We start from the raw sequence: 14,300 nt of genomic DNA, 5'->3' as shown, positions 1-14,300 counted from the left end.
TTACAATTTTGTAATACGGTGTCGAGGCAACGCCCGCAGGCAGCCGCCCCCGACTGATTCAGCGCATTGGGTGCACGGCGGGCCGTTACAGATCCCGCAGGCTTTGGGTGATTTTCAGGAACTTCGGGATCACCTTTTCCGGTGGTGGCGCCAGGGTTTGCAGGTCGCCGGTGAACTTCGGGAAACTTTGCATGTGTACCGCAAACAAAGGGCGAGCCCGCCCATCCACGGCAGCAGTCGCAAACCAGGTGTGCTCTTCTTCGCCGGAGCCCGGAAGCGGGTCCAGGCGCCAGCCTTTGAGCACAGTCTGGTGCCGCCCCAGGTTGATGGCCTGTTCGATGCTGGATTTCTTCCAGAGGGTATCGTCGTAGCTGGGGTTATCGTCGGTTTCATAGGGGGCCAAGGTGCGCTTGGTCCGGTAATTCGCAGACGTAGTGAGCATGCTCATCACCACATTTGGCGTGCTGTCGAAACGTAGGCTGCTCTTGATGCTGAACGTAGCCAGACCATCGTCATGGATAAAGCCGTAGGGCACACACACACCCGGCCCTTTGGGGATTTGATGGCTATCGCGGGGTTCAAAGCGCGCCATCAGGTTCTTGACGTCCTCGAGCGACCTGACGAGTCGGTTCGTGAACCAAAAATAGTAAACGCGATTGTTACGCCATAAGAAAACCTGATCAGGCGAACGCCTACCGACGGCGAAGGCATCAGGAAGACCTATGTCAAATTCACGATAGCCTGCACTCGCAAGCTGCTCTTGCAGTTCTGCCACCTTCGCTTTGATTCGGTCGAGTGTGGCGCCTTGAAATTCATCAGAAAAAACCTTCAAATTTTTCTGTTCCATCTTCAGTTGACGATGAAGGTTTTCGACATAGTCTTCAGACTGCAATATCCAATCTTCGCGAGCGTACTCGAACTGCTCACGTGTCTTGGCAAAGCTGACCTTGTACAGCAGTCCGTCATCCGCATAATGAACGTGATCTCCCACGCCTCCGACACCGCTTGAAAACATGGGTGATTCGTCCACCCAGAAACGATACTGCCCAACATTGAATGCCGCCCAGGAAACAGGCTCAGACACCTCGAAAACTGAGCGCCCAATGCACTCCTGCCGGATATCATCCGCCGCGTAAACACAGGGAGAAAAAACCAGAACAAACTGCAGCCACTTCATCAACAGTACTCCTTGCGCTTTAAAACACTGTTTAAAGAAAACCTGCTGCCTGGCCTCAGCCGATTGACGGCCTGCAACAGTCATGAACTGTGAAATCCTCGGCTTGAGGTACGGGTGACAAGGCCAACAAAACACCAATGAGGGCGCTACAGATTCCGCAGGCTTTCGGTGATTTTCAGAAACTTCGGAATCACTTCATCCGGTGTTGGCGTCAGGGTTTCCAGGTCATTGCTGCCTTTCGGGAAGGTTTCCATGTGCACCGCCAGCAGCGGGCGATCCAGCCCGCCCACATGGGCGCTCGCAAACCAGGCGCGCTCCTCTTCGCCGGAACCCGGGCGCGGGTCCAGGCGCCAACCTTTCAGAATGGTCTTGCGCCCGCCGAGGTCGATCGCCTGCAGGATGCTCGACTTTTTCCAGCGCTGGCGGTCATAGCCGGGGTAATAGTGGGTGTTGTAGGTCCCCAAGGTCGGCTTGACTGCATATTCCGCAGAGGCATTGATAATGCTCATGACCACGTTTGGCGTACTGTCGAAACGCAGCGTGCTCTTGATGCTGAAAGTGGCTAGGCCGTCGTCATGGATGAAGCCGTAGGGCATGCATACCCCTGGGCCTTTCGGGATTTGATTGCTATCACGCGGCTCAAAGCGCGCCATCAGGTTCTTGACGCTTTCGAGTGTTTCGCCCTCAGGCTGGGAAAAATAAAAGTAATAAACGCGATTATTTCGCCACAAGAAGATCTTGTAGGGTGTGTCATTACCCAACGCAAAGGCATCAGGCAAACCGATGTCAAAGTCACGCGTGCGAGGGCTCGCAAGACGGCCTTTCAACTCTGCGATTTTCGCCCGTACTCGATTGATTTCTTTGTCATCCGCCCCCTTGGACAAAGTGCTCAACTTTTTCAGCTCAGCCTTCAATTGACGCCAAAGACTCTCGACATAACCCTCAGAATCCAATAGCACTGCCTGGCGAGCCCTCTCGAACTGATAACGTGTTGTGACAGTACTTACCCTGTACCACACCCTATCACCCGCGTATTCAACGTGATCGGCGAGCCCTCCGATTTTGCCTGAAAACATAGGTGATGACTGGAAATCAATACGCGCCTTTCTGATATTAACGGTTGACCAGGACAGCGGCTCCGGAATTTCAAAAACGGAACGTCCAATACATCCCTGCCGCACATCATCCACGGCATGGGTATAAGGCGCAAAAAAAATCAAACCCTTGAGCCATTTCATGAACGATGCTCCTTGTGCAACGAAGACTCTGACTGCGCCACAACTTTTTCCGTCCATTGTTCCGACTGACGGTTGGCCAGAATCGTCAAATTGAAACCCGAGTCATTATCCTCGCCCTTTGTCCAGTTCACGGGCAGTGCACATATAAAGCCAGTGACGCCCATCGGTGCATCTGGATCTGCGTTTAACCAAAAGCGCTCTTGATGGGGTGGTACCACTTTCAGGCTCCCCCCCAGTTCGAACTTCAAAGCATTTCGGTATGCCCAGGTAGGCCAGATGGAAGCGGGGAAGCCATCGCGATACGTGTCTTGCGCAACCCCACTCAGCACCTGAACCTGACTCCTGCTTTGCGCAATGAAATTAAACACCTTCTCGTAAGCCTCACTGTTAGCCCGCGCCCGTTCCTGTATCGCCCGCCACACATGCTCTGCCGCCGGCTGATCTAGGCAATCCGCCAGCTCGGTAAACGGCGCCACCGGCCCGTCCGGCGGTAAATCGAGCCCGAAGTGTTTGCGCCAGAGGTCCACGCGCAACTGATGCACCGCCTTGCCCACCGTATGCGGGTATTTGCCGTCCAGTTTCGCCTTCACCGGTTCCGTATCGCGAATGATCGCCGCCAGCTCCGAATCCCGGCTGCCGCTCAGGCTGCGGTCGTTGATGTTGGCGCTGCCCAGAATCGCCACGCGGTCGTCGGCGATCATCAACTTGCTGTGCACGTAGATCTGCTCGGTGACCACCCGGCCCTTCAGGTAGCCCCAGGTGCGAAGGTTGAGCAGCGTCAGGTAGCGGCTCCAGTCCTGCTGCTCATACACCGGCTGGCCCTTGCCATCTTTGTTATAAATAATGTTCAGCGCCTCCTTTCGCGTCGCCCCGTAGTCCATCATCGCCTGATGCCGACATGCCACTGAATGCGTATCATCGATACTTGCATGATCAATTTGATCTGTTTAATCACATCAGGCACGTTAAGCTCAGCCTCGAGTGGCACCTGCTGAAGACACACCTTATAAGTCCCTAATGCTTTCGGTGATTTTCAAGAACTTCGGGATCACTTCTTCTGGGGGCGGGGTCAGGGTTTGCAGATCGTCAGTACCTTTCGGGAAAGTTTGCATATGTACTGCCAGCAAGGGGCGGAGCAAACCACCCACATGGGCGATAGCGAACCAGGCTCGGTCTTTTTTTCCTGAGTCAGGACGAGGGTCTACGCGCCACCCCTCAAGAGTGGTTTGACGTTGACCGATGCTAAAGGCCTGCATGATGCTGGACTTTCTCCACAACCTTCGATCGAAGGCAGGATGATAGTGAGTACTGTAAATGCCATACGTTGGGCGCATCTGCATATCGGGTGAGGCGTTGATGATGCTGAGAATTACGTTAGGAGTGCTGTCAAAACGCAAACTGTTCTTCACGCTGTAACCTGTCAATCCATCGTCGCGAATAAATCCGTAGGGGAAGCAAATTCCTGGGCCAACGGGAATTTCATAGAGGTCTCGAGGTTGAAAACGAGCAACCAAATCTTTGATTCGCTCGGACGAACTATGAGCGGGGTCACTCATATGAAAATAATAGACCCGACTATTACGCCACAAAAAAAATTCATAAGGGGTATCTTCGCCCCCCAATATGTGAGCGTCCAAAACCCCTAGATCGTGTTCATAAACCCGATTAGCTGCAATCTTGCCCCTCAATTCCTCGACCGAGCCATTTTGCTCTTCAATTTCTTCTTTCGCCGCACCGTTTGCTATAGCTTTCGCTAAATCCTGCTCCTCCCAGGCCAGTTTTCTACGAAGCTCGCCATTATAATCATCCACATCAGCAATTATGGCGTTTCGCGACCAATCGAGCTGCTCGCGAACAGTTACATCACTCACCCGCACTATCAGCCCATTATAATCATAACTGACAAAATCACCGTCCCCTCCAACATTCTCTGTAAATGAGTGCCCGTTAGACTTATCTATCCTGTATTTTTTAATATTTGAGGTTGCCCAGGAAAACGACTCAGGCACCTCGAATGTAGATCGCCCCAAACACTCTCGCCGTGCGACGTCTGCTTCAATTGAAGGCGTGACCGACACCATGAATGAGAACAAACCGATAATCCTGATCACGAATATCCCCCTCCTTTCTCCGCCACCCCATATTCACCAGCGTGGAGCCGTTCGTCTGTCACCTTATTTCTTGCAAGAATTGTCAAATTAAAGCCAGAGTCATTTCTCTCGCCTCGAGTCCATCCCACCGGAAGACTGACGATAAACCCCTCAATATTTTTGGGCGCCAAAAGTTGCCCATACTTTGCAAAAGACTTACTAGACCAGAATGCTTCGCAATGTACTGGAAGTGCAGCAAACTCTCCCCCCAGATTCAAATTACTGGCCAAGCGATAAGTCCATGTTGGCCAGACCGGAGCAGGAAATCCTTTTTCGTACAGTTTTCGCACTGGGCTATCGATAACCTGCAACAGACTTCTATTCCGAGGAATGAAATTGAATACTTTCTCGTAAGAGGCTGCATTACGCTGTGCCCGCTCCTGTATCGCCCGCCAAACATGCTCTGCCGCCGGCTGATCCAGGCAATCCGCCAGCTCGGTAAACGGCGCCACCGGCCCGCCCGGCGGCAAATCGAGCCCGAAGTGTTTACGCCAGAGGTCCACGCGCAACTGATGCACCGCCTTGCCCACCGTATGCGGGTATTTGCCGTCCAGCTTGGCCTTTACCGGTTGCGTGTCGCGTATGATCGCTGCCAGCTCCGAATCCCGCTGGCCGTTCAGGCTGCGGTCGTTGATGTTGGCGCTGCCCAGAATCGCCACGCGGTCGTCGGCGATCATCAACTTGCTGTGCACGTAGATCTGCTCGGTGACCACCCGGCCCTTCAGGTAGCCCCAGGTGCGCAGGTTGAGCAGCGTCAGGTAGCGGCTCCAGTCCTGCTGCTCATACACCGGCTGGCCCTTGCCATTCGTGTGCTTGATGATCTTCTGTGCACATTCGCGGCTCTTCCCGCAATCCATGATTGCCTTGAGCGCCATATGCCGCTGGATGCGCTTTACCAGGCTCTGCTCACCGAACACCAGGCTCTGCATGGTCAGGTGAACCTGGTGCATCACATTGGGCACATCGAGCTTGCCCTCGGGGTGAACAGGCAATACCAGATACACGTGGAACGGCCGGTTTTCGTAGATCGCCCGGCCGATGCGGTCGGCCAGCGCGATGGCGATCTTGTTGCCAAGCGGCTTCTGTTCCCCCAGTTTGTGGCTCAGCCAACCCTGGGCATTGAGCGTCCACATCGACTGCAGGGCTTCGGCAAAGGCCACGCCTTCCTGGCCAAAGGCCTTGCAGATGGCCTGCAGCTCTGCCCAATCGATCAGCCCATAGTCCTGAGCCTCCAGCGCCTCACGCAGCTTCACCCGAACGACGAAGTCCTCACGCAGGCTGTCGGGGTCACGCAGGCTGGCCATCGGGCCAGACAAGCTCTGGCCTTCGTTCAATTCGCCCTGCGCGCCAAACTCGCTCTGGAAGAACTGGTTCTCGATGTACAGAAAATGCTGGGCGCTGGAGATCACCTGCAGCATCGCGCTGTTGCAGTTGTCCTGCATGCCTTCGGCCTTGATCCCCGGCGGCAGCGGCAATTGCACCCGGGACAGCGCGCGGCCCTTGGCCTCCTGCACGGCCATCGCCGCCGAGGCGCTACGCAGCACCTGTACCTGCACCTGGCCGCGGACGATGTCGGGGGGCCTGGGCAGTAGCTCGGGCTGGTCGATCCACACCGGCGTGGGTTTGGGCATGTCCAGTTGCAGGTGGCCGGCAAGGTCCAGATGGTGCGGCATGCCGGCATCGCGGGCCAGGCGGTTGAGCCATTCCATCAGGGCCAGCACGGCGTCGGTCTTGTACAAGGTCGGGGTTTGCGCCAGATACGCCTGCTGGCCGTTCCAGCGGTCGATGAAGTTGCGCGACAGGTCGTACACCGACGGCCCTTCGATCCGGCTGTGCACATCCTGCCAGGGCATGCGCGGCTGGTCGGCGGCCAGCCGGCGATGGTCCGGCGAGCCCAACGGCTGCGGGTCGTGGGCCAGGTAGCGGTAGGGCTCCTGGTGGCTGGCCACACGCTGCTGCAACAGGGTGTAGAGGTGCATCAGCAAGGCGCTGGCGGCTTCGCCGATACCGCTCAGCCACATGGCCTTGTCCGCAGGCATGGCATCGAAACCCTTGTCGCCCAGCAGCGCGACCATGCGCCCAAGGTCGGTGTTGCCCAGCCACTGGTTGATCAACAGGTGGCTTTGCAGGCGCAGGGCGATCGACAGGTCGCCCTGGGCCGCCTCGACCTGCTGCAGCCAGGCCTCGGCCTGGCTTTTCAGCGGCTCGGCCAGCGGCAGCCGCTGCCAGTTGTGGCGTATCAGTGCGGCGACCTGGCGGATCGCCGCATCGGTGAGGTACTGCTTGCCGGCCTCCAGCGGGTGGGTGATGGCGCCGATCAGCTCCTTGAAACTGCTGCCGGCCTTGACCAGCCAGGCCAACACCGGGTGCATCGGGCTGATCGCCAGGTCACGCAGCCAGGCGCTGGCGTTGAGCAGGCGGTCGGCGGGCACCGGGATGCTCAGCCCGGTCTTGCCGATGGGGATACGAAACGCCGGCAGCGACAGGTCGAGCACGGTGGCCAGCAGCAGGCCGGCGCGGCTGACGTGCTTGTCCATGTCCATCCAGCCCAGGTGCGGGATGCACGGGTTGTAGGCATCACGGCCACGCCGCGCGCTGGCGTCGAGGCTGAAGCGATGGTCGTCGCAGCGGCCATAGGCCAGGTCGATGCCGCCGACATAGCCGACCTGGTTGTCGATCACCACGCTCTTCTGGTGGTGCGAGAACACCGCGCCCAGGCCCTTCATGTCGCTCTGCTGGATGGCCGGCAGGCAAAATGCCCGGGCGCGGCCCAGCCCCACATTCAGGTGGAACACCGCCAGCATGGTTTCGAAATCGTGGGTGCCCAGGCTGGGCATGGGGCTGAGCCACGGCAGCACGTAAACCTTGAGCGCCGGCTTGCTTTTGAGCGCGGCGCGCAGGCATTGCCACAGGCTGCGCTTGCCGTCTAGCAGCACGTCATGGTTGACCTGCCAGCCGGTGATGAAGATCGACGCCTGCGCCTGGTCGATGGCCTGGGCCAGGTCCTGATAATAGGCCTGGCCGCTGGTGAAGAAGCGTACCCGGTTGCCGCTGCGCACCGGGGCGAAGGTGTTGGCACCGCGGATGAAGAAGTCCGGGGCGCTGACCGCTTTAAGCGGCCGGCCGTCGGCGCTGATGATCTGGGTGACTTCCTTGTGGCGTACGCCGTTGTACGGCGGGAGGTCATTTGCCATGTTCAGGCCTCCCCGTCCATCAAGGGATGACTGAAACAAGATTGCCGGTCGGTATGCCACATGGCGGGGATCCCTGTCCGCGAAAAGAAGGACAGGAACCCTAGCAGCCAGCACAGGCTGAAATTCGACCCAGTCGACGAACAAGAAACGTCCTACGCGAAGCTCAGAAGCACCTGTAGTCCTCTCCAGGCGCGAATCAACCATACGCCCATATCGATACCGGCATCGCTCATATCATTGCGCGTGATAATAACCTTCGCTGCGTTCGATTCGTGCGTCACGCGCAAGGCACTCACACTCCGCCCACTACTAAATACATTGGCGGAGTTCTCCATGGACCACTCACTCAAACCCTTGCGCTTCCCGCTCGCTGCCCTGGCAGTGGTGGTGCTCAGCGCTTGTGGCCGTACCCCAGACGCCGTGCAGGCTCCCGCCGCGCCAAAGGTCAGCGTCGCCAAGGTCATCGAACAACCGATCAACGAATGGGACGAGTTCACCGGCCGCCTCGAAGCACCGGAAACCGTCGAAGTGCGCCCACGCGTTTCGGGCCAGATCGACCTGGTGGCCTTCACCGAAGGCGCCAAGGTAAAGAAAGGCGACCTGCTGTTCCAGATCGACCCGCGCCCGTTCCAGGCTGAAGTACGCCGCCTCGAAGCGCAGCTGTCGCAGGCCAAGGCCACTGCCATTCGCAGTGCCAACGAAGCCCGCCGCGGCGAGCGCCTGCGTGACAGCAACGCCATCTCTGCCGAGCTCGCCGAGTCGCGCACCAGCGCCGCCGCCGAAGCCCGCGCCGGGGTCGATGCGATCCAGGCACAACTGGACCTGGCCCGCCTGAACCTGAGCTTCACCCGCGTCACCGCGCCGATCGCCGGGCGCGTCAGCCGCGCGCAATACACCGCCGGCAACATCGTCAGCGCCGACGTCACCCCGCTGACCAGCGTGGTGTCCACCGACAAGGTGTACGCCTACTTCGACGCCGACGAGCGCGTGTACCTCAAGTACAACCAGCTGGCGCGCGACGGCCAGCGCGGCCAGAGCACCCCGGTGTACCTGGGCCTGACCAACGAAACCGGCAACCCGCACCTGGGCCAGATGAACTTCGTCGACAACCAGGTCAACCCGCGCACCGGCACCATCCGTGGCCGCGCCGTGTTCGACAACCGCGACGGACAGTTCACCCCGGGCCTGTACGCCCGCCTGAAACTGGTCGGCAGCGCCCAGTACGACGCCGTGCTGATCAACGACGAAGCGGTGGGTACCGACCTTGGCAAGAAGTTCGTGCTGGTGATGGACAAGGACAACAAGGCGGCCTACCGCGCCGTGGAACTGGGGCCAAAGCTTGAAGGCCTGCGCATCGTGCGCAGCGGCCTGGCCAAGGACGACCGCATCGTGGTCAGGGGCCTGCAGCGTGTGCGCCCTGGCTCGCCTGTCACCCCTGAAGAAACCCAGATGGCCAGCGAACAGACCCTCGCCGCCCTCGCCCAACAGCGCCAGGCCCTGGAGGCCAGCAACCCGGCGCCCAAGGTTGCGGGCTCCAACGTGAAAGTCGCCAGCGCCCAGGCGCCACGCGGTTAAGGGACCACACCGATGAACTTCTCGAAATTTTTCATTACCCGGCCGATCTTCGCCGCGGTGCTGTCGCTGGTGCTGCTGATTGCGGGTTCGATCTCGCTGTTCCAGCTGCCGATCAGCGAATACCCCGAAGTGGTGCCGCCCACCGTGGTGGTGCGTGCCAACTTCCCCGGCGCCAACCCCAAGGTGATCGGCGAAACCGTCGCCGCGCCGCTTGAGCAGGCCATCACCGGTGTCGAGAACATGCTGTACATGTCCTCGCAGTCCACCGCCGACGGCAAGCTGACCCTGACCATCACCTTCGCCCTGGGCACCGACCTGGACAACGCCCAGGTGCAGGTACAGAACCGCGTCACCCGCACCCAGCCCAAGCTGCCCGAGGAAGTGACCCGTATCGGCATCACCGTCGACAAGGCCTCGCCCGACCTGACCATGGTCGTGCACCTGACCTCGCCAGACCAACGCTACGACATGCTGTACCTGTCCAACTACGCCATCCTCAACATCAAGGATGAGCTGGCGCGCCTGGGCGGCGTGGGCGATGTGCAGCTGTTCGGCATGGGCGACTACTCGCTGCGCGTGTGGCTCGACCCGAACAAGACCGCCTCGCGCAACCTCACCGCCGGTGACGTGGTCGCGGCCATTCGCGAGCAGAACCGCCAGGTGGCTGCCGGCCAGCTGGGCGCCCCGCCCGCCCCGGGTGCCAGCAGCTTCCAGCTGTCGATCAACACCCAGGGCCGCCTGGTCAACGAGGAAGAGTTCGAGAACATCATCATCCGCGCCGGTGCCGATGGCGAAATCACCCGCCTGAAAGACATTGCCCGGGTCGAGCTCGGCTCCAGCCAGTACGCCCTGCGCTCGCTGCTGAACAACCAGCCGGCGGTGGCCATCCCGATCTTCCAGCGCCCTGGTTCCAACGCCATCGAGATCTCCGACGAAGTGCGGGCGAAAATGGCCGAGCTCAAGAAGGACTTCCCCGAGGGCATGGACTACAGCATCGTCTATGACCCGACCGTGTTCGTGCGTGGCTCCATCGAAGCAGTGGTGCACACCCTGTTCGAAGCGCTGATTCTGGTTGTGCTGGTAGTGATCCTGTTCCTGCAGACCTGGCGCGCCTCGATCATCCCGCTGCTGGCCGTGCCGGTATCGCTGATCGGTACCTTTGCGGTGATGCACCTGTTCGGCTTCTCGCTCAACGCGCTGTCATTGTTCGGGCTGGTGCTGGCCATCGGTATCGTGGTGGACGACGCCATCGTGGTGGTGGAGAACGTCGAACGGAACATCGGGCTGGGCCTGAAACCGCTCGAGGCCACGCAAAAGGCCATGAGCGAAGTGACCGGGCCGATCATCGCCACGGCGCTGGTGCTGTGCGCCGTGTTCGTGCCGGCGGCGTTCATCTCGGGTCTTACCGGGCAGTTCTACAAGCAGTTCGCCCTGACCATCGCCATCTCCACCGTGATTTCGGCGTTCAACTCGCTGACCCTGTCGCCAGCGTTGGCTGCCGTGCTGCTCAAAGACCACCACGCACCCAAGGACCGTTTCTCGCGCCTGCTGGAAAAACTCCTGGGCAGCTGGCTGTTCGCCCCGTTCAACCGCTTCTTCGACCGGGCCAGCCACAGCTATGTGGGCGGCGTGCGCCGGGTCATCCGCGGCAGCAGCATCGCGCTGTTCGTGTATGCCGGGCTCATGGGCCTGACCTACCTGGGCTTCTCGTCCACCCCGACCGGTTTCGTGCCGGCCCAGGACAAGCAGTACCTGGTGGCCTTCGCCCAGTTGCCTGACGCCGCCAGCCTCGACCGTACCGAGGCTGTGATCAAGCGCATGAGCGAAATCGCCTTGAAGCAACCGGGCGTTGCCGACTCGGTGGCCTTCCCGGGCCTGTCGATCAACGGCTTCACCAACAGCCCGAACAGCGGCATCGTGTTCACCCCGCTCAAGCCGTTCGACGAGCGCAAGGACCCGAGCCAGTCGGCAGCCGCCATCGCCGCCGCACTGAACGCGCAGTTTGCCGATATCCAGGACGCCTACATCGCGATCTTCCCGCCACCGCCGGTACAAGGCCTGGGCACCATCGGCGGCTTCCGCCTGCAGATCGAGGACCGCGGCAACCTGGGCTACGAAGCGCTGTACAAAGAGACCCAGAACATCATCGCCAAGAGCCACAACGTGCCGGAACTGGCGGGCCTGTTCACCAGCTACCAGGTCAACGTGCCGCAGGTCGATGCCGCCATCGACCGGGAAAAGGCCAAGACCCACGGCGTGGCGATCACCGACATCTTCGACACCCTGCAGGTTTACCTGGGCTCGCTGTACACCAACGACTTCAACCGCTTTGGCCGTACTTACCAGGTCAACGTCCAGGCCGAGCAGCAGTTCCGCCTCGACGCCGAGCAGATCGGCCAGTTGAAGGTGCGCAACAACCTGGGCGAGATGATCCCGCTGGCGACCTTCCTCAAGGTCAGCGATACCTCCGGGCCCGACCGCGTGATGCACTACAACGGCTTCATCACCGCCGAAATCAACGGCGCTGCAGCCCCGGGCTACAGCTCCGGCCAGGCCGAGGCAGCAATCGAGAAGCTGCTCAAGGAAGAGCTGCCCAACGGCATGACCTTCGAGTGGACCGACCTGACCTACCAGCAGATTCTCTCGGGCAACACTGCATTGTTCGTGTTCCCGCTGTGCGTGCTGCTGGCCTTCCTGGTACTGGCCGCCCAGTACGAGAGCTGGAGCCTGCCGCTGGCGGTGATCCTGATCGTGCCGATGACCCTGCTGTCGGCCATTACCGGGGTGATCGTGTCCGGTGGCGACAACAACATTTTCACCCAGATCGGCTTGATCGTACTGGTGGGCCTGGCGTGCAAGAACGCGATTCTTATCGTCGAGTTCGCCAAGGATGAACAGGCCAAGGGCCTCGACCCGCTGGCTGCGGTACTGGAAGCCTGCCGCCTGCGCCTGCGGCCGATCCTGATGACCTCGATCGCCTTCATCATGGGTGTGGTGCCGCTGGTATTCAGCTCTGGCGCCGGTTCCGAGATGCGTCATGCCATGGGTGTGGCGGTGTTCTCGGGGATGATCGGGGTGACCGTGTTCGGCCTGTTCCTGACCCCGGTGTTCTTCTTCCTGATCCGCCGTTTCGTCGAGCGTCGCCAGGCCCGCAAGGCTGCGCACGCCCCCGCGCTGGAGAACCATGCATGAACCTGCTCAAACCCCTGACCCCGAGCCTGCTGGCGCTGGCCCTGGCGGCCTGCGCGGTGGGCCCGGACTACCAGGCCCCGGCCACTGAACCGGCCAAGCTGGACAGCGGCCTTGAGGCCAAGGCGTTCGACCGCAGCCACTTCGAAAGCGTGTGGTGGAAGCAGTTCGACGACCCGGTGCTGAACCAGTTGGTGCAAGCCTCGCTGGATGGCAACCGCGACCTGCGGGTGGCTTTTGCCCGGCTGAAGTCGGCGCGGGCGATCCGCGACGATGCGGCCAACGACCAACTGCCGGTGGTCACCAGCCGTGCCAGCAGCGACCTGGGCAAGGGCCAGGTGCCGGGCCAGACCGAGCGCCGGGTCAACAGCGAGCGCTACGACCTGGGCCTGGACATGGCCTGGGAGCTTGACCTGTTCGGGCGTATCCAGCGCCGCATCGAGGCCAGCGAAGCGCAGGAGGCGGCCGCCGCGGCCGACCTTGCGCAGCTGCAGGTGAGCCTGATCGCCGAGCTGGTGGACGCCTACGGCCAACTGCGTGGCGCCCAACTGCGCGAGAAGATCGCCCTGGCCAACCTGAAAACCCAGCAGGAGTCGCGGGATATCACCGTGACCCTGCGTGACACCGGTGTTGGCAACGAGCTCGACGTGGTACGCGCCGATGCCCGCCTGGCGGGTGTCGAGGCCACCGTGCCGCAGTTGCAGGCCGAGCAGGTGCGGGCGAAGAACCGCATCGCCACCCTGCTGGGCCAGCGCCCGGATGCATTGGCCGTGGACCTGTCGCCCAAGGCCTTGCCGGCGATTGCCAAGGCATTGCCGGTGGGTGACCCCGGAGAGCTGCTGCGCCGCCGCCCGGACATTCGCAGCGCCGAACGCCAGTTGGCTGCCGCGACTGCCAATGTGGGCGTAGCCACTGCCGACCTGTTCCCGCGGGTGAGCCTGAGCGGCTTTTTGGGCTTCACGGCCGCGCGGGGCTCGCAGATCGGTTCGACGGCGGCCAATGCCTGGGCGCTGGGCCCGAGCATCACCTGGGCGGCGTTTGACCTGGGCAGCGTGCGGGCCCGCCTGCGCGGGGCCAAGGCCGATGCCGAGGGGGCGCTGGCCAGTTACGAGCAGCACGTGCTGCTGGCACTGGAAGAGTCTTCGAATGCCTTCAGCGATTACGGCAAGCGCCAGCAGCGGCTGCTGGCCCTGATGCGCCAGAGCGAGGCTAGCCGCAAGGCGGCGGAGCTGGCGTCGATTCGCTATCGCGAGGGGACCGTGGATTACCTGGTGCTGCTCGATGCCGAGCGGGAGCGGCTGAGTGCCGAAGATGCGCAGGCGCAGGGTGAGGTTGAGTTGTATAGCGGGATCGTGGCGATCTACAAGGCCCTTGGCGGCGGCTGGCAGCCGGAGGTGGTGGCCAGTTTGCGGTGATCGTCTTTTGAATTGAGAGCTCCTTTGGTTGGATCCTCCCCCAACCGTTTGCCCCGATGGCCTTTATGGTTGTTGGGGCTTTTTTTATGGGGTCGGGTTCGGGTTCGGGTTCGGGTTCGGGTTCGGGTTCGGGTTCGGGGCTTATGGTTATTGCTTTGGGAGATGTATGCGCATTCATTGACGATATACGCTTTTCGTCACCTTTCCGCCCTTACGGCGGGTAACTTTTTGAAGGATCAAAAAGTCACCAAAAAATCCCTGCTCCCCTCATCCGGCCCCCTACGCTGCGCTTCGGGGGTTCCCTCGCTCCGGGCTTGCTCCGGAGGTACGCGCCGACGGGCCGTCCCTGGCCCGATCGGCGC

At 60.8% G+C, this 14,300-nt stretch carries 8 protein-coding genes; 3 read left to right on the top strand and 5 right to left on the bottom strand.

Annotated elements, in window-relative coordinates; all coding sequences use genetic code 11:
* Positions 1–85: 85 nt before the first annotated feature.
* The 5 genes from ACI2KK_RS21620 to ACI2KK_RS21600 form a co-directional block, all read right to left on the bottom strand.
* Positions 86–1,261 (bottom strand): T6SS immunity protein Tli4 family protein, encoded by a 1,176-nt coding sequence (locus ACI2KK_RS21620; RefSeq protein WP_404670517.1) that lies wholly within the window; start codon positions 1,259–1,261, stop codon positions 86–88.
* Positions 1,262–1,323: 62 nt separating this feature from the next.
* The gene (locus ACI2KK_RS21615; protein ID WP_404670516.1) at positions 1,324–2,415 is read right to left on the bottom strand and encodes a hypothetical protein; all 1,092 of its coding nucleotides are present in this window, start codon (positions 2,413–2,415) and stop codon (positions 1,324–1,326) included.
* Positions 2,412–3,299 carry a phospholipase D-like domain-containing protein gene (locus ACI2KK_RS21610; protein WP_404670515.1) on the bottom strand — a complete coding sequence of 296 codons (888 nt, stop codon included), beginning with the start codon at positions 3,297–3,299 and terminating at the stop codon, positions 2,412–2,414. The genes ACI2KK_RS21615 and ACI2KK_RS21610 overlap by 4 nt, the downstream gene beginning before the upstream one ends.
* A 120-nt stretch (positions 3,300–3,419) precedes the next feature.
* Complete coding sequence (locus ACI2KK_RS21605) at positions 3,420–4,526, bottom strand: hypothetical protein (RefSeq protein ID WP_404670514.1); 1,107 nt, start codon at positions 4,524–4,526, stop codon at positions 3,420–3,422.
* Positions 4,523–7,759: a phospholipase D-like domain-containing protein gene (locus ACI2KK_RS21600; RefSeq protein WP_404670513.1), complete on the bottom strand. Its 3,237-nt coding sequence runs from the start codon at positions 7,757–7,759 to the stop codon at positions 4,523–4,525. The genes ACI2KK_RS21605 and ACI2KK_RS21600 overlap by 4 nt, the downstream gene beginning before the upstream one ends.
* A gap of 333 nt (positions 7,760–8,092) precedes the next feature.
* Between ACI2KK_RS21600 and mexE the strand changes: the two genes are divergently transcribed.
* From mexE to ACI2KK_RS21585, 3 genes are read left to right on the top strand one after another with little or no spacing between them, the layout of a single operon-like run.
* A complete protein-coding gene (gene mexE, locus ACI2KK_RS21595) occupies positions 8,093–9,334 on the top strand; it encodes a multidrug efflux RND transporter periplasmic adaptor subunit MexE (protein ID WP_404670512.1) in 1,242 nt (413 codons plus the stop codon).
* 12 nt (positions 9,335–9,346) lie between these two features.
* Entirely contained in the window at positions 9,347–12,526 is a 3,180-nt protein-coding gene (locus tag ACI2KK_RS21590; protein ID WP_404670511.1) for an efflux RND transporter permease subunit, read from the top strand.
* Positions 12,523–13,938 (top strand): efflux transporter outer membrane subunit, encoded by a 1,416-nt coding sequence (locus ACI2KK_RS21585; RefSeq protein ID WP_404670510.1) that lies wholly within the window; start codon positions 12,523–12,525, stop codon positions 13,936–13,938. The genes ACI2KK_RS21590 and ACI2KK_RS21585 overlap by 4 nt, the downstream gene beginning before the upstream one ends.
* Positions 13,939–14,300 lie beyond the last annotated feature (362 nt).

Source organism: Pseudomonas sp. NPDC089406 (genome assembly GCF_044900265.1).
GTDB lineage: Bacteria > Pseudomonadota > Gammaproteobacteria > Pseudomonadales > Pseudomonadaceae > Aquipseudomonas > Aquipseudomonas fakonensis.
The sequence above is the reverse complement of the archived record's forward strand: the minus strand, read 5'-3'. Positions and strand labels throughout refer to the sequence as shown.

Bases quoted from the DNA above. Each gene is read 5' to 3' on its own strand.
- ACI2KK_RS21620 (WP_404670517.1), bottom strand. From the start codon at position 1,261: ATGACTGTTGCAGGCCGTCAATCGGCTGAGGCCAGGCAGCAGGTTTTC.
- ACI2KK_RS21615 (WP_404670516.1), bottom strand. From the start codon at position 2,415: ATGAAATGGCTCAAGGGTTTGATTTTTTTTGCGCCTTATACCCATGCC.
- ACI2KK_RS21610 (WP_404670515.1), bottom strand. From the start codon at position 3,299: ATGATGGACTACGGGGCGACGCGAAAGGAGGCGCTGAACATTATTTAT.
- ACI2KK_RS21600 (WP_404670513.1), bottom strand. From the start codon at position 7,759: ATGGCAAATGACCTCCCGCCGTACAACGGCGTACGCCACAAGGAAGTC.
- mexE (WP_404670512.1), top strand. From the start codon at position 8,093: ATGGACCACTCACTCAAACCCTTGCGCTTCCCGCTCGCTGCCCTGGCA.
- ACI2KK_RS21590 (WP_404670511.1), top strand. From the start codon at position 9,347: ATGAACTTCTCGAAATTTTTCATTACCCGGCCGATCTTCGCCGCGGTG.
- ACI2KK_RS21585 (WP_404670510.1), top strand. From the start codon at position 12,523: ATGAACCTGCTCAAACCCCTGACCCCGAGCCTGCTGGCGCTGGCCCTG.